Consider the following 19487-nt stretch of genomic DNA (forward strand, 5'->3'; position numbering starts at 1 on the left):
TATTTATTGTAAACTCATATAAGACTCAAAGTATATTAAATACTCTTAAAATACTAAATATGATTAATTTATTTCAACTATTAAATTAATAAAATATGTCATCTGCATTTTTATTAAACTAGACATAAATTAATTCAAAAATTTTAAAAGACTTAATGCATTGGAAGAATTAATTACTAAAAAATTAGAAGTGAATGATAATTTGAAACCTAGATATCATAATGGATTCGATATTGTTAAAAGTACTTTTTTATCTAGACCAATTGCTTTACGACTATGGTCTTCTTTTTTTGTAATTTTGCCAATTTTTGTACAGGCACCATGGGTTAGATTTGCTCCTATTAGTGCTCTTTGCGCTACTTTTTTTATCCTTGCTGCTGCTTTTTTATTGTCTAGAAAAGAGGGAGATAAATGGTTTATTGTAGGCTCGTTATTATTAGGAGTCTCGGGAAGTTGGCTTGGAGGTTGTTTATTTTGGGGCTGGTTAAGTGCTTATCCTATTCTCCATATCCCAGTTGAAGCAGTGGCATTGCCTCTTGCTATTGTAGGACTTGGAACAAGATGGAAAATCGGCTCAAGTTTTTATATCTCGTCTTTATTTGGAACGGCGATTACAGATTTGACAATATTTTTGACAGGAATAATGGATCAATGGAAGGAGGTTATTATTGCGGATTCTGATAATGCTCCAGTAATACTTCAGAAAACTTCCGAAAATCTTATTCAATTTAAATCCTTGTCTATTATTATTTTGGCGGCATTAGTACTCTGGTTCATATCAAAAGAAATTTTTAATTATGCTATATCTAATTCGATAAATGGGAAGGCTCTTTTAGTATCAAGTTATGTAATTCAAACTACTTTAATTGTCGATGGTATTTTTATTATATTAGCAATTATTCAACCAACACTAAGTGGTTTGGTTTAATGCTAAGACCGCCATTTTCGCAAGAATCAATATCTATTGATAAATGGGATGTGATTGTCATTGGTGCAGGAGCAGCTGGTTTAATGACTTGTTTGGAATTGCCAGAAGATTTAAATGTCCTTCTTTTAAATAGGAATACAAGTAAAAGATCATCTAGCAGATGGGCCCAAGGAGGGATTGCATCAGTAGTTAGACCTGAAGATTCTTTTGCTCTTCATATTGAAGACACCTTAAAAGCTGGAGATGATTTGTGTGACTTGTCTGCTGTTGAAATGCTTGTGAAAGAGGCTCCTGGTTGCGTTGATAGGTTACAACATTTAGGTATGATTTTTGATCAGAGCTCAGATCAACTATCAACAACTTTAGAAGCGGCCCATTCTTGTAGAAGAGTTTTACATGTTAAAGATAGAACAGGGAGAGCACTTGTAGAAGTCTTAGAGGATCATATCGAAAACAAGGAGAATATTTTGCATTGTAGAGGTGTGAGAGTAACAGAATTGCTTATTGAAAAGGAAGTATGTAGGGGAGTTCAAGTATTAGATGGATCTAATTTATATTGGATTACTTCTAAAGCTGTTGTTTTAGCCACAGGCGGAGGGGGACACTTATTTACTAATACTACAAATCCTGCCCAATCTTCTGGGGAAGGAATTGCTCTTTCATGGAAAGCTGGAGCTGCAATAGAGGATTTAGAATTTATTCAATTTCATCCTACAGCATTAAAGTTTTATGGTTCTCCCTGCTTTCTAATCTCTGAAGCCCTTCGAGGTGAGGGAGCAGTTCTCGTTGATAAGAATGGTGAGAGCCCAGTAAAGCATTTGGAAAATGGTGATCTAGCCACAAGAGATCAAGTTAGCAGAGCAATTATGAATAATATGCAAGAGAACGATGTTGATCATGTTGGTCTGGATTTAAGATTTATTGATCCAGAAAAAATTGTAGAAAGATTTCCTACAATTATAAGTAGATGTCAAGATTATGGAGTTAATCCTTTGAATGAGGTGATTCCTGTTGCGCCAGCAGCTCACTATTGGATGGGAGGTGTTCATACAGATTTAAATGCATCTTCTACAATGAAAGGATTATATGCCGTGGGAGAAGTAGCCTCTACAGGAGTGCATGGTGCAAATAGACTAGCTAGTAATTCGCTTATGGAATGCCTTGTATTTGCAAGAAAAATGTCTTGTATCGAGTTGAATGCTCCTTATAACGCAAGAAGGTTAGATAGATATACTACGGAAATTTTTATGGATAATCCAAAGGAAGATTTTATCTTAGGTATTTCAGATAAAATTGATTGTTTGAGAAAATTATGCTGGTCTAATTTAGGTGTCTCTCGTAATAAAAAAAATATGACTGAACTTTTAAAAACGCTTCAAGATGAGATAGATCAACTACAAAAAAATCCTTTACTTGAATGTCTTAATAAAATAGAAATTGATCAAAAATTGAAACTAAGTGAGCCAAATAGAAGAGGACTTAATTTATTGCTTGATTTGCATAATAGACAAATTACAACATTGCTATTGTTAAAAGCTTGTCTTTTTCGAGAGGAAAGTAGAGGAGGCCATTATAGGGAAGATTTTCCAATTAAAGAAACAACTTGGAAATGCCATACTAGGCAGCAACTAAATCACGAAATAATTAAAAGGTTTGTTAAAAATTAGAGTCGCCATTATATTCAGTCATTATTGCCAAATCATTTAAATCTTTGACTCCACTATATATTTCACCATTAATTTCCCATGATGGAAACCCTTCAATCTGTTTTTCTCTGCAAAGTTTATATTGATTATCTTTACCGTCTTGTGCGCATTCTATAATCGATAACTCTTTAACTGCTTTTTTACCAAATAATTGTTTTTGATCATGGCAATGTGGGCACCAGTATGCGCTAAACATTTTAATATTATTATCGCTTAAAAATTTAGCAAACTTAATTTTCTGGGGTGAGCTAGTTGTAGTGATTGCAGGAGATACTTTTTCTGTACTTTTAGAAATATCAATTGCATTAGAAGGGTCAACACTATTTGACCATATCAATCCCCCAACAAGAACTGATAAAAAAACAATAAATCCTCTATAAAACATAGGTTCTCTACTTTCAAACTTTGCACCAATCATAGAGATAATAAAGATCGAAATAGATAAAATTGCCGAAAGAATACAAAAAAAACAATAAGCCTTGATTTTTAAGAACATAATATTTAGCAAAAGGATGCTAAACACAGAAGAAGCACAAGAGATTAAAAATATTGCCCACCATATAATCTTATTTAATTTTTCTTTAGGAGAAACTAAATTCAATGATAAAAATATTGAAAATCCTAGTATTGAACCATAAGTAATAACTCCTGCTAATGAGAGAGGAATATTGTATTGACTATTCTCGAATAATGTACCCCAAGGGCTATTTAAAACTGTTTCGCAACCATTTTTGATTCCAGGACATGAAAGAGAGTTAAATAATCCCCAATTTTTCAAGGTAATAGAGCCCGTATCAACTAATCCAATGGTGCTCAGAATAGCAATTATAATTTTTGGCCATTTCAGATCTTTTTTCTTTTTACTTCTCAAAGTCTTAAGAGCCATAGATCTTTTATCTTTGTAATTTGCGGAATCTGTCCTAATATTATCTTTGAATGAGACTTATTAAAAGTTTCTTGATAAATTATTTCTTATATAAAATCTAAATTACGTGAAGCAAAATAATCAAAATGTAAAGGATAAAACAATTTCAAAGGTTGCTTTTAGTCATGTTGGTTGTGAGAAAAATCTTGTTGATACTGAACATATGCAAGGGTTGTTAGATAAGGAGGGATATGAAGTAGGAAATGATATAGAAGATGCGAATGTGGTTGTAGTCAATACTTGTAGTTTTATAGAAACAGCTAGAGAAGAATCTATAAGGAAGATAATTGAATTTACTAAACAAGGTAAAGAGGTAATAGTTGCTGGTTGTATGGCTCAGCATTTCAAAGAAGAACTTTTAAAAGAAATTCCTGAAATAAAAGGTTTAGTAGGAACGGGTGATTATCAAAAAATAGCTAAGGTTATCAATAGAGTAGAAAAAGGGGAAATTGTAAATGAAGTTTCAAAAATACCTGAATTTATTGCAGATGAAAAAATTCCACGCTTTGTAGATAAAAATAAATTTGTTGCTTATCTTCGTATCGCTGAAGGGTGTGATTATAAGTGTGCATTTTGTATTATTCCTAAGTTAAGAGGTCCTCAACGCAGTAGGAATATAGAATCTATAGTTTCAGAAGCAAAAAATCTTGCAGCTCAAGGTATTCAAGAAATAATACTAATTAGTCAAATTACAACAAATTATGGTCAAGATATTTATGGTAAACCTTCTTTAGCAAGACTCTTGAAAGAACTGTCTAAAGTTTCAGTTCCTTGGATACGAATTCATTATGCATATCCAACTGGTTTAACTGATGAAGTTATTAAAGCTTTTAAAGATTCAAATAATATAGTTCCCTATTTTGATCTACCTTTGCAACACAGTCATCCAGATGTTCTAAAGAGTATGAATAGACCTTGGCAGGCTTCTTTAAATGAATCAATTTTGAGTCAAATAAGGGAGCAAATACCATCTGCTGTATTGAGAACAAGCTTAATTGTTGGGTTTCCTGGAGAAAATCAAAAACATTTTCAACATCTTTTAGATTTTTTGCATAGGCATGAGTTTGATCATGTTGGCGTTTTTATCTTTTCTCCGGAGGAAGGAACAAGTGCTTTCGATTTGCCAAATAGGGTACCCTCAGAAGTAGCTGATGCGAGAAAAGATAATATAATATCTATTCAACAAAATATTTCTAAGAAAAAAAATCAGTTATATGTGGGTACTACGATTAAAGTATTAGTAGAAAAAATATCAGAAAATAAAGAACTGATAGGACGTTCTTATAACTTTGCTCCTGAAATAGACGGCAATGTCATCTTATCTATTAAAAATAATGAAGATGAAAAAAATTATATCGGTAAATTTGTTGAAGCAAATATTTGTTTTGCGGATGAATATGATTTATATGGAGAGGTTATAAAAACCTTATGAATTTTTTTAAATTAATTTAACTGCTCTTAAAAGTTTATCTAATAAGAAAGCGGCTCCAAAACCAAATCCTAGAAATGCAAAATAGAAAATGATGTTCATTTATCTTTTATATTTTTATTTAATTTAGCACCTCAATAAGAATTAGAATTCTTTCGTTTAATTTCTTAATCTTGAATGTAGGATAATTGTTTGTATAAGCATTCTTCTGCTTTTTGTAACTCTCGTCCTAAATATAAGGCATGATCAAATCTAGATATTAGATCATTACGCTTTTCTGTTATTGCTATTCCAATCTCTTTAGCGCTAATTCCTGTGAAGGTCTCATTACAAGTTTTGATTTCCTTTGAGTCACATTTAATAGGCTCATTAGTTTTTGGATCTATTGCATATCCTTCTTTATTAATAGTATTTAAATAATGTTCTAAGATGATTTTTTTTGTCTCCAAATCTATCTTTATAATAAAATATCCATTAGGGTCTAGCTCAATATATCTATTAGATAAATCATTATCTATATCTATTTTTTTTTCAAATATTTTAATAAAATCCATCTTCAAATTTTTAATAAAATTATATTATTAATATAAACAATTATCAGATCAATTAATTTCTATTTTATTTAAAAGGAATAGAATTATTTTCTAACTCAATTTCTTTAACAGTTTGAAAATTAACTTCATTTAACCAAGGGGTAATTATATCTTTCATGTTTTTGTTAAACCATTTGTGAAAACTTTTAGCACCTTTTGCATAAAACCCTCTTCTTCTTTTATGTTTACCTCCTGCTCCAGGATCAAAACTTTCAATGTTATTTTTTATTGCCCACTCAATAGGCTGGTAATAGCATAATTCAAAATGTAAGTTAAGTACTTCTTCTTGACTACCCCAATATCTACCCCATATATATTTTTCATTTTTTATACACATTGACATTGCAATCGTACTTTCAGAATCATTTCTTGATGCACTAAAAAACAATAGATTTTTTTTATTTTCAAGAATGTTTTCAAAAAATTCAGAGGTAAGATATTTGCTACCCCATACTCCCCATCTTAAACAATGCTGCTCGTAGAAATTATGCATTTTTTGAACCATTTCTAGATTTATATTCTCCTCTGTATGAATTTTGATCTCGAGGTTATGTTTTGAAATTGATTTTCTTTCTTTTTTAATGTTTTTTCTTTGATTAGAGTTGAATCTGGATAAAAAATCATCAAATGTCTTTTCCCCATTATTCTTCCATTCACTACTTGTATTTATCCATTCCTGATATCCTAAGGATTTTAGATGTTTTCCCCAATCTTCGTTTACATATAAGAAATTGCAACTCAAGATATTATTTTTCAAAGCAAAGTCATCAATATGTTTTATTAATGAATTTGTAATCTCAATTTTATTTTTATTTTCTTTATATAAAAATTCGTATCCATTAATAGGGCTGTAAGGGCTCATCCCAATAAGCTTAGGATAATAATTTAAATTTAAATCTTGAGCTAATTTTGCAAATGATTGATCAAAAATAAATTCTCCATAACTATGATTTTTAAGAAAAAGTGGAGCTATTCCGCATATTTCTTCATTTTCATAAGCAATAAAATATAAAGGTTGCCATCCAGTTTGTCTTGAGACACTTTTCGATAATTCAAGGTTATAGAGCCATTCCCATTCGTAAAATGGATTATTGATTTCTTTTCTTAATTCATTCCATGTTTTTTTATTTATTTCTTGAATTGATAGTTTAATTTCAATTTTGTGCTCAATATGATTCATATTTTTTTTACTTTAATCATCTTTAGTTTTTCTTGTGTAATGAATATATATTTCATTTCTATCTAATTCTTGAATCGATTTTATATTCCAAAATTGCTTTAAATTAAAAATTTTATTTGTTTGTTCAGCAGGTATCCATGTAAATTTTCCTCCAATAATTCTTGGGGCTATTGTAATTTTGATTTCATCAATCAAATCTTCTTTTATAAAAGAATTTATAAGATTTGCTCCACCAAGAAGTGCTAGACGATTGATTCCAGCTTTTTTAATACTTAACAAAGTTTTACTCCAGGAATTTTTGTAGAAAATTTCTTTATCAAAATCTTTAGTCTCTATTGCATCTTTTTTATTAGAGCTGATTAACCATCTTTTAATTGGTTGATTGAAATAATTCCAATCTTTTTTAAATTTTTTGCTATTGGAGGCCACTATAGAAATAGGCTGATTTTTTGAAATTTTTATTTCGCCATTTTTACAATGATTTTTTACTAAATATGTACTTTGATGAGCTTTTAGAGTTCCCAATCCAAAAATGGTAGCGTCAACTATTGATAAGTTTTCATCTAACATTCTCCTATCTTCCTTACTTCCAAGATGAGATTCACCTCCACTTGGGAAGGCAATCCTTCCATCTAAACTAGAAGCGATAATGATCGCTATGCTTGGAGTATTCAAGCTTGAGCAACTAAAGAGTTAGTAAGATTTCTTTGCAAAGAATTTGGTACGCTTTGTTCAACATAAATTTCCGCAGCATTATTTGGGCTCTCTTGAAGTTTTATCTTATGCAGATTTGCTCCAATTTTTTTAATCGGAGATGAGAGAATATCAGCAATGTGTAGTGCAATATTTTCACATGTTGGGACGCAAGTTTTAAAATATTCGATATCTTTGTTTAAGAAAGTATGATCAAACGGTTCAACTATAAGATCATCAATAATTGCTTGTAATGAAGTTAAATCACATATCATCCCAGTTCTTGGATCAATTTTTCCTCGGACAGTTACATCGAGAAAATAATTATGTCCATGTCCATTTACTCTGGCACATTTCCCATAAATCTTCTTGTTTTCATCAAGAGAAATCTCATCTTTTGCTAATCGGTGAGCAGCATTAAAATGACTTTGAATTGTTAATAAAGCTTCCATGTTTTTTCCATAGTAATCTGCCCATAAAGTTGGGCTTTCATAAAGTCTTAAACTTGTAAGAGGTAGTTCATCTTTTAAACGATTCCAGATAACTTTAACTAGAGCCTCAGTCGTTGGAAGAATGCCTTCTTGACTATGAATATTAAATTCAGGCCATACGTCATTTAAAAAACGAAAATCTAATTGTCCAGTGACCTTACTCTTAATAGAATGTTTTACATCAGAAAGATTAAGGACCATGCCATCCGAGTCAAGTTTGCCCCCCATTGATACGATAAGTTCGTAATTATGGCCATGTCCTGGAGCTATACTACATTTCCCAAAAAGAGAGAAATTATCTTCTGAGCTTTTTTCAGGAAGCCAATAACGATGACTCGAACTAAAACAGGCACGTCGAGTTATGACGCATTCACGTCCCTGCCCATGTAATGGTTTGGTATGTGTAAAAGTCATAAATGTCTGTAATAATACTATCTTAAGGTTTTATATACTCTTTTGTCTGTATGGAAAAATCTATTATTGAGAAAACAAACAAAATAATTAAAGGAAGAAGTATATATTTGATAGGTATGATGGCTAGTGGTAAATCTAAAACTGGTCCAGTATTAGCCGAGTTATTGAGGTATAAGTATATTGATCTGGATAAATTAATAGAAAATATAGCAAAAAAAACAATTAATGAGATGTTCCAGGAAGATGGAGAAAAAGCATTCCGAGAACTAGAAACAAATTGCTTAAAAGAAACAATTAAAATCCCTTCTTTAATCGTTTCTACTGGTGGAGGAATTATTTCTAAACCAGAAAACTGGGGTGTTTTAAGGCAAGGAATTATTATTTGGATTGACACAAAGCAAGAGATTGCTCTTGAGAGGTTGAAAAAAGATATTGAAAATAGACCTCTATTACAGGGAGAAGATTTAAGTGATTTATATAACCAAATTTTTCAATCTAGAAAAAATTTATATTCTCAGGCTGACTTAAGAGTTGAGGTTAATAACGAAGATGTTGAAGAAGTTGCAAAACAAATAGTTTATGGAATTTACAAAAAAATTATAAATTAATCAGGTTCCACTCTCACAGCAAACCATTTAATAACGAATCCAAATTTTATTTCTAATTCATAAGTACTTTCTAATAATTCTTCGAGAAATTCCTCATTGGAATAATCTTTTTTTTGATATATAGTTGATGAATCAACCTTATGAAGCCAATTTCTTAACCATAATATTGCTTCTTTTTTAGTTACTATTTTTTCTTTTGAATCTGGCTCTAATAATACAAAATGGTCTTCAGATCTTATTAATGGATTAGACATGATTAAAAATTTTTTTGGGTTAATTATTTTTCTAATTATTCAAGTAATTTCTTTAGATAATGCATTTGCTTTCAATGATCATAATGTAAGAGAATTTTTAGATGAAAGAGAAAATTTATGGCCAGAATTATACTTACCAAATTTCAAATTTTCAAATACTTCAAAAGATTTAATTTATCCTAATTGGTTTGAGGGTAATTGGCTTGTTACTTCTCAAGATTTAGAAGATGACTCTCAAGCACCAGTGATTTACAAAGTAAATTTTTTCAAAAATAATTTAAATGAAGTTATTGGTAATCGATCGAAAAATTCTGAGTCAATTGGTAAAGCGATATTTGGTGATACTTTGATTAAAGTTGTTAATGATCCTAAATCAATTAACAAACAAATTACTTATTTAAAAGATGATCTATATATTGATTCAAGGATCACAGGAAGAAATCAAATTCAAGATGATGATATGTTTTTTGCTGACGAATTAGTTATTCAAACTCTTCATAAACCAGGTGCATCTAGGGTTAATCAGGTCGAGACAATTAGTAAATTTCAAAAATGTAATCGTCATAATTCCAATTCAGAGAATACTTTAAAACCTAATATCTGCGGTTTTCAATATATTGCTACATACGGTTCAAAAGTTGGAGATCCCTCAGTGCATGCAATTAAAACTAGTAAATTTAAATTATCTTTTGAATTTATTGAGAGTTAGCACTAAAAAGATATTCTTCTATGTTGTTTCTCCAAATAAATATATTTTCTAAATAAGGATTATTTATGTATTCTTGACAACCTTCCCCTGAAAGAATTGGTCCCGATGATTTTGGAAATTTAAGAAGAGATAATTGTGCAGCAATTGCAATATCAGCTATTGATAAATTATCGCCTATCAAATATTTTTTATTAATTAGGGCTTTAGATAAAGCCTCTAATATTTTTTGCAGTTCTAAATTGTCCTTGGTAGAAAAAACTACATTAGAAATTTTACTAAGATTTTTAAAAGGTAATTTATCAACTAAACCTTTTACTGAAGATGGTATTTCGTCTGGAAGTAAAGCAGTGCGGAGTTGTGGATTCTCTATTGCTGATTTAATCAGAGCTTTTCTACAAGTTGAAGCCATAGTAGTGTCAGCCCAATCTTCTATTAATTTGCATTGTGCAAACAATAAAGGATCTTCTGGAAAAAGTGGATTATTATCATTTTTTTTATTTATATATTCGCAAATAATTGTAGAGTCACTAATAATTTGATCATTATCATCAACAATTATTGGGACTTGTTTTTGACCTGATATCTTAAAGATTTCAAATTGACCTAAGCCTGGTGTAACTTCTTCAACTCTATATTGCAATTTCTTAGCGTGAAGAGCCATTCTTGTCTTTAAGCAAAAAGCGCTATGTCTAAATTGATATAATGTAATCATGCTGTTTAATGTTTGTTAAAACTTAGCTAAAAAAGTAATCAAATTGTGGAGCTAATGGGCCAATTTTTCTCTAATGTTGCAAGATATCCTAAGTATTTAATTTCTATTATTGCTGGAGGATTAGTTGCATTACTAGAACCTTTATTTAAAAATAGATCAAATCCATTAACATTGGTAGGTTTAATTTCTTCAGTAATAAGTGCCTTCATAACATTTTATTTCGTACTAAAAGCAATGACTAATCCAATCAACTTATAACAATAATGCCTAATAATTATCGGATTGCAAAAGTTTCTTCTTTGTTGAAAAAAGAGATAACTCTTATTTTGCAGAATGATTTGGAAAATGATCTATTAAGGAGTAATTTTATTAATATTTCAAAAATAGATTTATCAGGAGATTTGCAATTTTGCAAGATTTATATAACTTCAACTGCTGAAGAAGCAATAAGAAAAGAAATTGTTGAAGAATTAAATCTTGCTAAGACCTATATCAGGCATACTTTAGGTCAAAGAATAGAGATGAGACGAGTACCAGAAATGACTTTTAAAGACGATACAGTATTAGAAAAAGGATTGTCAGTACTCAAGCTCCTTGCGGAATTAAAAAATAAAAAACATAATCAAGATTCAAAAGTTGAGGGAAATAATAAAAATGTCTGAGCTTTCTTTGAATCAAAAAAATATAATTATTACTCGATCAAAAGATAAGATATCTGATGTAAAAAAGTTATTCACTAATAAAGGAGCTCAAATATTTGATTTTCCAGCAATTGATGTTGGATATCCCGATGATTTAAATCCTCTTGATGATGCCTTAAGCGAAATTAACGATTTTCACTGGATTATTTTTACTAGTAGTAATGGAATACAATTTGTAGATGAGAGATTAAGAAATTTAAATACTTCATTAAAAGAATGTTCGAAGAAAATAAAAATTGCTGTAGTAGGGGAGAAAACTTCCTTAACTCTAAGCGATTTAGGTATTGAGGCTGATTTCGTCCCCCCAGAATTTGTAGCAGAAAGTTTAATTGAAAATTTTCCGGTATCAGGATATGGACTCAGAGTTTTTTTGCCAAGAGTTCAAACAGGAGGAAGGAATTTCATAGCTGATGAATTCAGGAATTCTGGTTCGCGTGTTGTAGAGGTTCCAGCCTATGAAACAAGATGTCCGGATTCAATTCCTATAGAAACAATAAATGCTATCTCTAACAGAAAAATTGATGCAATGGTTTTTTCAAGTGGTAAAACAGTATCAAATTCTTCTTTCTTGCTTGAAAAAGAATTTGGGGAAGAATGGTTAACCTATCTAGAAAATGCAAAATTATTAACTATTGGACCTCAAACTTCAAAAATATGTGGAAAAACTTTTGGCAGAGTTGATAGAGAGGCGGTTAAGTACACTTTTGAAGGATTACTAGATGCTGCAATTGATATTTTTAATTAGTTAATTCATTTTTGTAATTTTTTTCTACTAAGTCTCGAAATCTATCAATATTTGCTTGTAATTCATTAGTTACCATTTTACCCAAAATTTTTTCTTCCATAAATCGAGCAATCATTCTAGGTAATTCATAGGTAACAGCTAAGTTTACTGATGTTAATTGGTCTCCTTTTGATTCAAAAATAACAGAACCCTGAGTTGGTAATCCTCCGATAGATTTCCATTTTAATTTATTTTTCTCAATCCTTTCTGTTATTTGTGCCTTCCATTTAAATTTGAATCCATTAGCAGCTAAAGTCCATTCAGTCAGATCAGGTAAAGTTGATGTCTCTTGATCAATTGTTTTTACCGATTCAATCCAGCTCATCCACAGAGACATGGAATCCAAATCACTCCAGGTGTTCCAAACGTTATCTAATGGTGCATTAACAATTGTAATTACGTCATGTTTTAGCCAAGTACCCATAGTTAGCTGACCGCAAGATTCTTTGCTAATTCAGCTTTCTTATCTAAAATTGCTGCTGCTGCTAGATGACCGCTCATAGTAGCCCCCTCCATTGAATCTATATAGTCTTGTTTTGTATAACTACCTGCCATAAAGAAATTTGATATTGAAGTCTTTTGATCAGGTCTATATGGGTCCATACCTGGCGATTCTCTATAAAGTGATTGTGGAACTTGTACGACATTACTCCAAAGTAATTTTAGATTTTTCGAAGAAGGAAATAGACGACGCACTTCAGAATCAATTTCTTTAGTGATTCTCTCTGTTGATCTACCCATCCAACGATCTCCAGGAGTCAAAACACATTGAAGTAAAGATCCCATTCCTTCCTTTCTATAATCTACGGGACTTGCTAAAGCTAAATCTGCGAAACAACTGAAAGATGCATCTGCTGAATATAAAAGATTATCTAAACCTGTAGGGTTTTGACTTTTGTTATCGTTATTTAATTCTGTAACCCATCCATCATATCTTAATTGAATTGTCGCTACTGCAACAGCTCTGAGTTTTTTTAAACCCTCAAACTCCTTAAATTGATACCATTCTTTAGGAACTATCTTTTTAATTCCAGGAACATCACAAGCAGCGAGAAATGTATCAGCAAATATAGCCTTTGGGCCTTCAGGAGTGGATATTTTAAGTTGCGTGACCGAGTAGGAGGAAGATCCTTTTTCAAAAATAATTTCGTCAACCTTATGATTTAAGTGGATTTTGCATCCTTTTTTTGTTATGTAATCAACGATGGGTTTTGTAAGCCATTTATGAGGGGATCCTTTTAAAAGATTAAGTTTAGAGGCTTCAGTCTTAGATGCAAACATCATAAAAATAGTTAACATGCATCTTGCCGATATATCTTGACAATTTATGAAACCTAATGCGTATGCAATTGGATCCCACATCCTTTCAAGACTTCTTAAGCTTCCGCCATGATTTAAAAACCATTCTTTAAAGCTTATTTTATCTAAGTCTCTTATTATCTTCATTGCACCCTCGTAATCTAATAATCCTCTAACTATAGGACTGGTTCCTAAAGCTAATGCATTTCTTAACTTATCTACCCAAGTCAATTGTTCAGTAGTGAAAAAAGCCTTTAGACCGTTAAAAGGAGCTCCTAAGGCAAATCTAAAATCCAAAGATTTTAAATCACCACCTTTATTTACAAATAAATGAGTATGTTCTTTCGGAAGCAAATTATCTAATGCTCCAACTTTTTTCATGAGTTTAAATAGATTTGCATAGTTATAAAAAAATACATGTAATCCCATCTCTATGTGGTTACCATCTTTATCTTCCCAACTTCCAACTTTTCCGCCCCAGAATGATCTGCTTTCGTAAATCTCTACTTCATGACCTTCATCAACTAGATTAACTGCCGCTGTTAAACCCGCTAACCCAGAACCTACTATTGCTATTTTCACTTTTTTTATTAATTATAACAAATCAACTTTGTATATCGCTTGAAATATGCATGATGTATCTATATTTTTTATAGTGTAGTTATACGTTTATATGTATTTATGGAAAATGTAAAAATAGAAGAAAAAATAAAGACCTCAGATGACGGAAAGGGAATTTTAATAACCAATGATGCCATAGAGCAAATATCTTCTTTATTGAAGAATCAGACTGATAAGAAAGCTCTAAGAGTTGGGGTAAGATCTGGCGGATGCAGTGGTATGAGTTATACGATGGATTTTATTGGTGGAGATGAAATAAATGCAGATGATAAAGTATATGATTATTCATTAAGTTCCGAACAAACCTTCAAAGTAATATGCGACCCAAAAAGTCTTCTGTATATTTACGGCATGCAACTAGATTTCAGTAAAGATTTAATTGGTGGAGGTTTTAATTTCGTTAATCCTAATGCTTCACAAACTTGTGGCTGCGGAAGCTCTTTTGCAGTTTAGAAAAAAATATGACAGATGACATTAATCCAATTGAATCTGATTTCAATGCTGCCTTATCTAGATATCAAGATGGCCAAGAGTTAATACCAATTGCACAAGATTTTCAAAAAATCATTCAACAAATACCCAACCACTTTGCTGCTTGGACTTGTTTATCTTGGCTGCAGCTTCTATTGAAGAATAATGAAGAAGCATTAGCAGCAGCTAGAGAGGCGGTTCGCTTAAATCAGCAAGACCCGCAAGCAAGAATGAATTTGTCCTTAGCTCTTTTGGCTACAAATAATAAAGGTGTTAGAGAGCATGTTGAATTAATTAAAAAAATGGCAATGATGATGCCTGATGTAAAGACAGAATTAAAAGAGTCAGTTGAAGACGGATTTAATAGATATCCAAACTGGCCAGAATTAACCAAAATCAATAAATGGTTAGAATTTTAAATTGTCCAGAATTTTACTATTAAGTAACGGACATGGAGAAGATTTATCTGGTAGTTTATTAGCCAAATATTTTGTAAAGAAAGGTGATCTTGTAGATGCACTACCTATTGTGGGTGATGGTGAAAATTATAAAAAAGAAAATATAAGAATAATTGGTAAAACCAAAAAATTTAGAACTGGTGGTATTGGTTATAATTCTTTTAGTGGAAGAATATTCGAAATATTTGGAGGACAAATAATTTACTTTTTTAAAAAATTATATTTGTCTTATAAATTAAGAAATAAATATGATTTTTATTTAGTAATTGGAGATATAGTTCCTGTTTTTTTTGCATGGTTTGCAAAAAAAGATTTTTTTACATATTTAGTAGCGTACTCTAGTCACTATGAGGGGAAATTGAAATTACCTTGGCCCTGTAAGTTTTTTTTAATCTCAAAATATGCAAAAAAAATATATGCTAGGGATTTTCTAACAGCAGATGATTTAACTCAACAATTAAGAAAAAAAGTATCTTTTTTAGGTAATCCATTTATGGATAAGTTTTCTTTTTTTGAAAATAAATCGAAAATCGTCCCTTTTAATATTGGGTTATTTCCTGGAAGCAGATTTCCTGAACTTTTAGATAATTTGAAATTGATTTTAGAAGTTTTAGAGACAATGTCTAAGTTTCAATATTTTGAGAATATTGCATTCAAGTTTGCCATAGTAAAAGCTCTTTCTATAGAAATAATTAGGCAGATACTAAATCAACGAAAATGGATTTACATAGAAAAAAAAGGAAAAAATGATGGTCTAGAATTTACATATGGATTCATTACGATTAATTTGAACTGGAATTTGTTTGAAGAAATATTATTTGAAAGTAATTTCGTAATAAGTATGGCTGGAACTGCATCAGAGCAGGCAATCGGTTTAGCAAAGCCAGTTATTCAAATTGAAGGCAACGGTCCGCAATTTACAAAATCTTTTGCAGAAGCTCAAAGACGATTACTTGGTAGATATGTTTTTTGTTCTTCCAATTATATAAATAAGAAAGATCAAATAAATCAGACAATAAATCTAATCCTTAAAGTTATTTATCTGATAAAGCTAGACAAAAAGTTTTTGGTTTCTTGTCTTGATAATGCAAATCTAAGAATCGGAGAGAGTAATTCATGCATTAAGATAATTAATGATATAAAAGGGTTTCATGAAAAATGACTAAGCAGAAATCTGAATCAAAGTTGAAAGTGATTATTGATAATTTTTTATTGATAAATTTATTCGTTGTTATTTTTTTTGCAATATTTTTTATTTTTGCAGTAATTATGCAAATTAATGGAGTATTTATTTTCCTTAATATTTTTCAGAATCTTTGGAATCCACTCATCACACCTTTAATCACTATTTTAATTGTAAGTGCGGTAGTTAATGGCATTAATTCTTGGTGGAGGCGTAAATGGCTTTCTCAAGAAGAGGATATTTAAATTTATATATTTTTTCTTGTAATTTAATACTGATCACTTTTTGGCCCTCTAGTACTAATTTTGCTCCATCACCTAATAATAATTTCAGTATTGATCCTGGCACTGGTAGTAGATCTGGTCTTTTGAGGCATCTACCTAAAGTTTTGGAGAAATACTTCATTAATACTGGCTCCGGTGCAACAGCGTTATATACCCCGGAAAATTGTTTATCTACTATTGCTTTAATTATTAATCCACATAAATCACTTCTATGAATCCAACTCATCCATTGATTCCCATCTCCGATTGGACCTCCCAGTCCAATTTTAAATACTGGAAGCATTTTTCCTAGTGCACCTCCTTCTGCTTCTAAGACTATTCCGATTCTGAAAATTACTAATCTTGAGAAAAATGGTTTTCCGTTCGCAACTTCCTCCCATTTATTGCAAAGGTTAGCTAAAAAATCGTTACCACTCTGACTATTTTCATTGAACTCTTGAGTTAAGCTTGTCCCATAAAAACCTATTGCCGAACCATTTACTATGACTTTTGGATTGATTCTGGATTTTTTCAGGGTTTCCATCAAAAACTTAGTTGTATTAATCCTGCTTTTTTTTATCTCTTCTTTTTGAATATCAGTCCATTTTTTATCTGCTATTGGTTCGCCTATTAAATTAATTATCCCATCAGAATCTTTTAAATTACTTAATAGATTTTTATTGCTCCAATTTTGTTTTTTTGAAAGATCTATTTTAAGAAATTTAAATTTATCTAGCGGAATATTTATCTTCAAATTATTAATATTTTTTCTACTGATAATGCAAAGTTCGTGACCTTCTTTGAGTAAAGCTGGGACTAACTCTTTCCCCACAAAACCCGTACATCCAAGGAGTAGCAGACGCATATTTTTAATTATGTAATAAATCTAGACTATTTAAATTTTGTATCAATTGTAATTATTATGGTGTAATCAATTTAAAAAAAATTAATGAAAAAAGTTTTTTGTATAATAAATTTTGAAATCTAAATAAATTAATAAATCTCATCATGACTGAGTCGATACCCAAGAAGCCCCTTAAGAAAGGAAGCTTAGTCTTTATAGATAAAAGTATTTATGATGGAAGTGTCGAGGCATTAGCTAGTGATCAAGATTTACCTAGTTATATATTTGAAGGCCCTGGGGAAATTCTAAGTATTAAAGAAGAATATGCTCAAGTAAGGTGGCGTCGTCCAGTACCAGATGTTTGGTTTAAATTAGACCAAATTAAAGAATATATAGTTTCAGAATAGTTATTTAGGAAATTATAGATTTTTTATCATAAGCCATTTTTGATTGGATTCTTTTTGCTTCTTTCATCATTTCTTTTCCATCAAATAAATAATCATCTACATATCCTTGTGTGTACTTATCCAGTTCCGATAAAGCATCTTTAACTTGAGAAAAACAATGATAAAGATCTAAACCTAAAGAGGATATTGAATTGGGCACAGATATTGACTTATAAAGCTTATCAACTTTTTCAATTTTTCTTTGGGAAAAAGTAATGTAACTGCAAAAATTATCCATCAATTCTTCATCATATGGATCAGCAGATAGTTCTTTAATTTCTTGACTCAAAGGTTTGATTATTTGGCTAATAAATTTATTAATAGGATTATAAATATTTTTAATCCAATTTTTAACTTCATTATCTTTTATTGTAGAACTATATTTTGTTGTATTAAATTTCTCTTCCCAATGTTCATTTTTGAAATTAGATGATTGTTTTAATGAAAATAGGGTTTTATCATATTGTTCTTTTTTAAAAGGATCATTAAGAGTCTCCCATGCATCTTGTATTGCAAGAAACCTATCTTTTTCACCTCCTGCATCGGGGTGATGTTGTTTAACTAAGCGACGATAAGAAGATTTAATTTCACCTTGAGTTGCATTTTCCTTTACCTCTAATTCTTTATAAAGATTTTTGATCATATTTAAATACCCTTGCCTATAGATAACCGTCTTCTCTAGCTTTAATTACAGTGTTTGATTCAAACATTGCAGTAGATAAGTATCTTTCACCAAAACTCGGAAGAATCACTATTAATCTTTTATTAATAAGCTCTTCCCTTTGACCTATTTTGATTGTTGCTGCCAAAGCAGCTCCGCTACTAATTCCTGATAAAAGGCCCTCTAATCGAGCTAATAACCTCCCATAATAAAATGCTTCGTCATCATCTATCTTGAAAATTTCATCTATTAATTGAGTATCAAGTACCTTAGGAACGAAGCCTGCACCGATCCCCTGGATAGAATGAGAACCAGCTTTTTCTCCTGAAATTACAGCGCTTTTTGCGGGCTCTACTGCATATATTTTGCAATTTGGATTAACTTTTTTTAGAAATCGAGAACATCCAGTTATGGTTCCTCCAGTACCAACTCCGGTAACTAATCCATCAATAGTTTGATTAGATTGGTACCAAATTTCTTTAGCTGTGGTTCTTTCATGAATTTCTGGATTTGCAAGATTTTCAAACTGATTAAACTGAAAGCTATTTGGAATACTTGAAGATAATTCACTTGCTAAATCTAGAGCACCTTTCATTCCTTCTTTTCCTGGAGTGAGTTGTAATTCTGCCCCATATGCTCTTAGCATTGCCCTTCTCTCAATACTCATAGTATCTGGCATAGTTAATATCAATCTATAACCTTTAGCTGCTGCAACCATTGCTAAAGCAATTCCAGTATTTCCACTTGTTGCCTCAATTAATGTTGTTTTCCCCGGTAAAATTAAACCATCTTTTTCGGCTGAATTTAACATCGAATAAGCGATACGATCTTTGACAGATGCTGATGGATTAAAACTTTCAAGTTTCGCTATTATTTCTGGATGACAATTACAGTATTTTTTTATGCGATCTAATTTTACTAATGGTGTGTTGCCAACTAAAGAAGTAATATCACCTGCTATTTCCATGGAAAGATTTTTACAAAATTAAATTTGTTCTCTATTAGTTTAAATGTATTTATATGTCTTTTATAAAAAAAACTTTAAATTGAACTTAATTTCAAAACAACTTCTTAGAAAAGATTGTTCTATAGTTTGTTTATAATATAAAATTTA

26 protein-coding genes are annotated in these 19487 nt (G+C 30.7%); 13 read left to right on the top strand and 13 right to left on the bottom strand.

The genetic code is table 11. The annotated features are described in order from the left end of the window. The first annotated feature begins 160 nt into the window (after positions 1–160). Both ACTF45_RS01875 and nadB read left to right on the top strand, forming a co-directional pair. Positions 161–928 carry a DUF3120 domain-containing protein gene (locus ACTF45_RS01875; protein ID WP_438949242.1) on the top strand — a complete coding sequence of 256 codons (768 nt, stop codon included), beginning with the start codon at positions 161–163 and terminating at the stop codon, positions 926–928. Further along, positions 928–2595, top strand: coding sequence for an L-aspartate oxidase (nadB, locus tag ACTF45_RS01880; RefSeq protein WP_438949243.1), 1668 nt, complete (start codon positions 928–930; stop codon positions 2593–2595). Before ACTF45_RS01875 ends, nadB begins: the two co-directional genes overlap by 1 nt. Here nadB and ACTF45_RS01885 read toward each other — a convergent pair. Next, positions 2585–3520 carry a vitamin K epoxide reductase family protein gene (locus ACTF45_RS01885; RefSeq protein WP_288346387.1) on the bottom strand — a complete coding sequence of 312 codons (936 nt, stop codon included), beginning with the start codon at positions 3518–3520 and terminating at the stop codon, positions 2585–2587. The genes nadB and ACTF45_RS01885 overlap by 11 nt on opposite strands. A 106-nt stretch (positions 3521–3626) precedes the next feature. Here ACTF45_RS01885 and rimO point away from each other — a divergent pair, with 106 nt between their 5' ends. Continuing rightward, positions 3627–4991, top strand: a complete 1365-nt coding sequence (rimO, locus tag ACTF45_RS01890) for a 30S ribosomal protein S12 methylthiotransferase RimO (protein ID WP_438949244.1) — start codon at positions 3627–3629, stop codon at positions 4989–4991. A 6-nt stretch (positions 4992–4997) separates the two neighbouring features. On the opposite strand, the gene petL is transcribed toward rimO, so the two are convergent. From petL to ACTF45_RS01915, 5 genes are all read right to left on the bottom strand, one after another. After that, a complete protein-coding gene (petL, locus tag ACTF45_RS01895) occupies positions 4998–5090 on the bottom strand; it encodes a cytochrome b6-f complex subunit PetL (protein ID WP_011131741.1) in 93 nt (30 codons plus the stop codon). 65 nt (positions 5091–5155) lie between these two features. Continuing rightward, a complete protein-coding gene (locus tag ACTF45_RS01900; RefSeq protein ID WP_438949245.1) occupies positions 5156–5542 on the bottom strand; it encodes a DUF4346 domain-containing protein in 387 nt (128 codons plus the stop codon). Between the two features lie 64 nt (positions 5543–5606). Next, positions 5607–6761: a GNAT family N-acetyltransferase gene (locus ACTF45_RS01905; protein ID WP_438949246.1), complete on the bottom strand. Its 1155-nt coding sequence runs from the start codon at positions 6759–6761 to the stop codon at positions 5607–5609. 12 nt (positions 6762–6773) lie between these two features. Then, entirely contained in the window at positions 6774–7436 is a 663-nt protein-coding gene (locus tag ACTF45_RS01910; protein ID WP_288346391.1) for a RibD family protein, read from the bottom strand. Further along, entirely contained in the window at positions 7433–8359 is a 927-nt protein-coding gene (locus ACTF45_RS01915) for a 6-carboxytetrahydropterin synthase (protein ID WP_288346392.1), read from the bottom strand. The genes ACTF45_RS01910 and ACTF45_RS01915 overlap by 4 nt, the downstream gene beginning before the upstream one ends. Positions 8360–8409: 50 nt before the next feature. Here ACTF45_RS01915 and ACTF45_RS01920 point away from each other — a divergent pair, with 50 nt between their 5' ends. Then, complete coding sequence (locus tag ACTF45_RS01920) at positions 8410–8967, top strand: shikimate kinase (protein WP_288346393.1); 558 nt, start codon at positions 8410–8412, stop codon at positions 8965–8967. On the opposite strand, the gene ACTF45_RS01925 is transcribed toward ACTF45_RS01920, so the two are convergent. Continuing rightward, positions 8964–9221 carry a chlororespiratory reduction protein 7 gene (locus ACTF45_RS01925; RefSeq protein WP_011131747.1) on the bottom strand — a complete coding sequence of 86 codons (258 nt, stop codon included), beginning with the start codon at positions 9219–9221 and terminating at the stop codon, positions 8964–8966. The two genes, ACTF45_RS01920 and ACTF45_RS01925, sit on opposite strands and share 4 nt — an antisense overlap. Between ACTF45_RS01925 and ACTF45_RS01930 the strand changes: the two genes are divergently transcribed. After that, positions 9220–9930 carry a DUF6816 family protein gene (locus tag ACTF45_RS01930; RefSeq protein WP_438949247.1) on the top strand — a complete coding sequence of 237 codons (711 nt, stop codon included), beginning with the start codon at positions 9220–9222 and terminating at the stop codon, positions 9928–9930. The two genes, ACTF45_RS01925 and ACTF45_RS01930, sit on opposite strands and share 2 nt — an antisense overlap. On the opposite strand, the gene ACTF45_RS01935 is transcribed toward ACTF45_RS01930, so the two are convergent. Beyond that, positions 9917–10642, bottom strand: coding sequence for a glutathione S-transferase (locus tag ACTF45_RS01935; protein ID WP_288346395.1), 726 nt, complete (start codon positions 10640–10642; stop codon positions 9917–9919). The two genes, ACTF45_RS01930 and ACTF45_RS01935, sit on opposite strands and share 14 nt — an antisense overlap. A gap of 54 nt (positions 10643–10696) precedes the next feature. Between ACTF45_RS01935 and ACTF45_RS01940 the strand changes: the two genes are divergently transcribed. Genes ACTF45_RS01940 through ACTF45_RS01950 form a run of 3 tightly spaced genes read left to right on the top strand, consistent with a single transcriptional unit; the run spans position 10697 to position 12088 of the window. Continuing rightward, positions 10697–10900, top strand: coding sequence for a DUF751 family protein (locus ACTF45_RS01940; protein WP_071812981.1), 204 nt, complete (start codon positions 10697–10699; stop codon positions 10898–10900). A gap of 5 nt (positions 10901–10905) precedes the next feature. Beyond that, positions 10906–11304, top strand: coding sequence for a 30S ribosome-binding factor RbfA (gene rbfA / locus ACTF45_RS01945; RefSeq protein ID WP_288346396.1), 399 nt, complete (start codon positions 10906–10908; stop codon positions 11302–11304). Beyond that, positions 11297–12088, top strand: coding sequence for a uroporphyrinogen-III synthase (locus ACTF45_RS01950; protein WP_438949248.1), 792 nt, complete (start codon positions 11297–11299; stop codon positions 12086–12088). The genes rbfA and ACTF45_RS01950 overlap by 8 nt, the downstream gene beginning before the upstream one ends. On the opposite strand, the gene ACTF45_RS01955 is transcribed toward ACTF45_RS01950, so the two are convergent. Together ACTF45_RS01955 and zds are read right to left on the bottom strand one after the other, a co-directional pair. Then, positions 12081–12551: an SRPBCC family protein gene (locus ACTF45_RS01955; RefSeq protein ID WP_288346398.1), complete on the bottom strand. Its 471-nt coding sequence runs from the start codon at positions 12549–12551 to the stop codon at positions 12081–12083. The genes ACTF45_RS01950 and ACTF45_RS01955 overlap by 8 nt on opposite strands. A 2-nt stretch (positions 12552–12553) precedes the next feature. Continuing rightward, on the bottom strand, positions 12554–14008 hold the full coding sequence (gene zds / locus ACTF45_RS01960) for a 9,9'-di-cis-zeta-carotene desaturase (RefSeq protein ID WP_438949249.1): 1455 nt from the start codon (positions 14006–14008) through the stop codon (positions 12554–12556). 99 nt (positions 14009–14107) lie between these two features. Here zds and ACTF45_RS01965 point away from each other — a divergent pair, with 99 nt between their 5' ends. Genes ACTF45_RS01965 through ACTF45_RS01980 form a run of 4 tightly spaced genes read left to right on the top strand, consistent with a single transcriptional unit; the run spans position 14108 to position 16404 of the window. Then, positions 14108–14500, top strand: a complete 393-nt coding sequence (locus ACTF45_RS01965) for a HesB/IscA family protein (protein WP_011131755.1) — start codon at positions 14108–14110, stop codon at positions 14498–14500. 8 nt (positions 14501–14508) lie between these two features. Beyond that, entirely contained in the window at positions 14509–14937 is a 429-nt protein-coding gene (locus ACTF45_RS01970) for a tetratricopeptide repeat protein (protein ID WP_288346400.1), read from the top strand. A 1-nt stretch (position 14938) separates the two neighbouring features. Continuing rightward, on the top strand, positions 14939–16138 hold the full coding sequence (locus tag ACTF45_RS01975) for a lipid-A-disaccharide synthase-related protein (protein WP_438949250.1): 1200 nt from the start codon (positions 14939–14941) through the stop codon (positions 16136–16138). Next, entirely contained in the window at positions 16135–16404 is a 270-nt protein-coding gene (locus ACTF45_RS01980; RefSeq protein ID WP_288346402.1) for a hypothetical protein, read from the top strand. Before ACTF45_RS01975 ends, ACTF45_RS01980 begins: the two co-directional genes overlap by 4 nt. Here ACTF45_RS01980 and ACTF45_RS01985 read toward each other — a convergent pair. Continuing rightward, a complete protein-coding gene (locus ACTF45_RS01985; protein ID WP_438949251.1) occupies positions 16355–17287 on the bottom strand; it encodes a TIGR01777 family oxidoreductase in 933 nt (310 codons plus the stop codon). The two genes, ACTF45_RS01980 and ACTF45_RS01985, sit on opposite strands and share 50 nt — an antisense overlap. A 143-nt stretch (positions 17288–17430) precedes the next feature. Here ACTF45_RS01985 and ACTF45_RS01990 point away from each other — a divergent pair, with 143 nt between their 5' ends. Continuing rightward, positions 17431–17673 carry an NAD(P)H-quinone oxidoreductase subunit O gene (locus tag ACTF45_RS01990; protein WP_011131760.1) on the top strand — a complete coding sequence of 81 codons (243 nt, stop codon included), beginning with the start codon at positions 17431–17433 and terminating at the stop codon, positions 17671–17673. Between the two features lie 4 nt (positions 17674–17677). Here the strand turns inward: ACTF45_RS01990 and ACTF45_RS01995 are convergent, their stop codons facing one another. Continuing rightward, a complete protein-coding gene (locus ACTF45_RS01995; RefSeq protein ID WP_288346404.1) occupies positions 17678–18355 on the bottom strand; it encodes a J domain-containing protein in 678 nt (225 codons plus the stop codon). A 16-nt stretch (positions 18356–18371) separates the two neighbouring features. Next, a complete protein-coding gene (cysK, locus tag ACTF45_RS02000) occupies positions 18372–19340 on the bottom strand; it encodes a cysteine synthase A (RefSeq protein ID WP_288346405.1) in 969 nt (322 codons plus the stop codon). Positions 19341–19487 lie beyond the last annotated feature (147 nt).

It is taken from the genome of Prochlorococcus sp. (assembly GCF_965655815.1).
GTDB lineage: Bacteria > Cyanobacteriota > Cyanobacteriia > PCC-6307 > Cyanobiaceae > Prochlorococcus_A > Prochlorococcus_A pastoris.

Coding starts and splice junctions, on each gene's coding strand:
- ACTF45_RS01985 (WP_438949251.1), bottom strand. CDS start 17,287: ATGCGTCTGCTACTCCTTGGATGTACGGGTTTTGTGGGGAAAGAGTTA.
- ACTF45_RS01900 (WP_438949245.1), bottom strand. CDS start 5,542: ATGGATTTTATTAAAATATTTGAAAAAAAAATAGATATAGATAATGAT.
- ACTF45_RS01980 (WP_288346402.1), top strand. CDS start 16,135: ATGACTAAGCAGAAATCTGAATCAAAGTTGAAAGTGATTATTGATAAT.
- ACTF45_RS01930 (WP_438949247.1), top strand. CDS start 9,220: ATGATTAAAAATTTTTTTGGGTTAATTATTTTTCTAATTATTCAAGTA.
- ACTF45_RS01935 (WP_288346395.1), bottom strand. CDS start 10,642: ATGATTACATTATATCAATTTAGACATAGCGCTTTTTGCTTAAAGACA.
- petL (WP_011131741.1), bottom strand. CDS start 5,090: ATGAACATCATTTTCTATTTTGCATTTCTAGGATTTGGTTTTGGAGCC.
- ACTF45_RS01925 (WP_011131747.1), bottom strand. CDS start 9,221: ATGTCTAATCCATTAATAAGATCTGAAGACCATTTTGTATTATTAGAG.
- ACTF45_RS01885 (WP_288346387.1), bottom strand. CDS start 3,520: ATGGCTCTTAAGACTTTGAGAAGTAAAAAGAAAAAAGATCTGAAATGG.
- ACTF45_RS01990 (WP_011131760.1), top strand. CDS start 17,431: ATGACTGAGTCGATACCCAAGAAGCCCCTTAAGAAAGGAAGCTTAGTC.
- ACTF45_RS01995 (WP_288346404.1), bottom strand. CDS start 18,355: ATGATCAAAAATCTTTATAAAGAATTAGAGGTAAAGGAAAATGCAACT.
- ACTF45_RS01940 (WP_071812981.1), top strand. CDS start 10,697: ATGGGCCAATTTTTCTCTAATGTTGCAAGATATCCTAAGTATTTAATT.
- ACTF45_RS01915 (WP_288346392.1), bottom strand. CDS start 8,359: ATGACTTTTACACATACCAAACCATTACATGGGCAGGGACGTGAATGC.
- ACTF45_RS01955 (WP_288346398.1), bottom strand. CDS start 12,551: ATGGGTACTTGGCTAAAACATGACGTAATTACAATTGTTAATGCACCA.
- nadB (WP_438949243.1), top strand. CDS start 928: ATGCTAAGACCGCCATTTTCGCAAGAATCAATATCTATTGATAAATGG.
- ACTF45_RS01950 (WP_438949248.1), top strand. CDS start 11,297: ATGTCTGAGCTTTCTTTGAATCAAAAAAATATAATTATTACTCGATCA.
- ACTF45_RS01905 (WP_438949246.1), bottom strand. CDS start 6,761: ATGAATCATATTGAGCACAAAATTGAAATTAAACTATCAATTCAAGAA.
- cysK (WP_288346405.1), bottom strand. CDS start 19,340: ATGGAAATAGCAGGTGATATTACTTCTTTAGTTGGCAACACACCATTA.
- rbfA (WP_288346396.1), top strand. CDS start 10,906: ATGCCTAATAATTATCGGATTGCAAAAGTTTCTTCTTTGTTGAAAAAA.
- ACTF45_RS01920 (WP_288346393.1), top strand. CDS start 8,410: ATGGAAAAATCTATTATTGAGAAAACAAACAAAATAATTAAAGGAAGA.
- ACTF45_RS01965 (WP_011131755.1), top strand. CDS start 14,108: ATGGAAAATGTAAAAATAGAAGAAAAAATAAAGACCTCAGATGACGGA.
- ACTF45_RS01970 (WP_288346400.1), top strand. CDS start 14,509: ATGACAGATGACATTAATCCAATTGAATCTGATTTCAATGCTGCCTTA.